The organism is Corallococcus sicarius (assembly GCF_003611735.1).
Taxonomy (GTDB): Bacteria; Myxococcota; Myxococcia; order Myxococcales; family Myxococcaceae; genus Corallococcus; species Corallococcus sicarius.
In genome coordinates this window covers 1-1074 of record NZ_RAWG01000650.1, presented here as the reverse complement: position 1 = coordinate 1074, position 1074 = coordinate 1, and the positions used below count along the sequence as shown (strand labels likewise).

1 protein-coding gene is annotated in these 1074 nt (G+C 68.6%); it reads right to left on the bottom strand.

What is annotated here, in order from left to right:
* The coding region (locus D7X12_RS41495) for an AMP-binding protein (protein WP_147444005.1) at positions 1 to 1074 on the bottom strand (1074 nt) is incomplete at both ends.

Sequence of the window (1074 nt, the reverse complement as noted above, 5' to 3'; positions counted from 1 at the left end):
TCGTCGTGCGCGGTGCGAGGTAGGTGCTGCCCGACTGGGGCGCTTCGGGCTCTGGCAGGGCCTTGCGGTCCACCTTGCCGTTGGCGTTGAGGGGCAGGGCCTCCAGCACCATCAGCACCGAGGGCACCATGTACTCGGGCAGGCCCTGACGCAGCTGGACTTTGAGCGCTTCGGCTTCCAGGGTTTCGCCCGCCTTCGCGACGACGTAGGCGACGAGCCGCTTGTCCGCAGCTTCACCCTTCGCGACAACGACCGCATCCTTGATGCCCGGAGCTTTGCGCAGCGCGGCTTCGACTTCCCCCAGCTCAATGCGGAAGCCCCGCACCTTCACCTGGAAGTCGACGCGGCCGAGGTATTCCAGCCGGCCGTCCTCGCGGTACCGGACACGGTCTCCCGTGCGGTACATGCGGCCACCCGGCGGGCCGTAGGGCTCCGGGACGAAGCGCTCCGCGGTGAGGTCCGGACGCAGCAGGTAGCCGCGCGCCTGACCTTCGCCCGCCAGGTACAGCTCACCGGCGACACCTACGGGCACCGGCTGCAAGGCGGCGTCGAGGACATAGGCGCGCGTGGCAGGCAGAGGCCGACCAATGAGCGGGACTTCCTCGCGCCCCACCAGCGAGCCCGTGGAGTACGTCGTGTCCTCGGACGGGCCGTAGAGGTTGTAGAGCTTCCGCACGGAGGACAGGCCGTACACCTGCTTCGCCAGCGTGTCCGGCAGCGCTTCGCCCGCGAGATTGATGACACGCACTCCCACTGGCACCGCGCCCAGCCGCACCAGTTGAGCCATGGCGGAGGGCACGGTGTTGATGAGCGTCACCTCCGACGCGGTGGGCAGCTCCGCCAGGTGCAAGGCATTGCGTGCCACCACCACGGCGCCTCCGCTGGAGAGCGGCGCGAACAGCTCGAACACCGAGAGGTCGAAGTTGAGGCTCGTCGCCGCGAGCACGCCCTTGAGCTCTTCAGGCGAGTACGTCGCCAGGGCCCAGTGCAGGAAGGCGACGGCATTGCCCTGGGTGATGGCAACGCCCTTGGGACGGCCCGTGCTGCCCGACGTGTAGATGAGGTAGGCGAGAT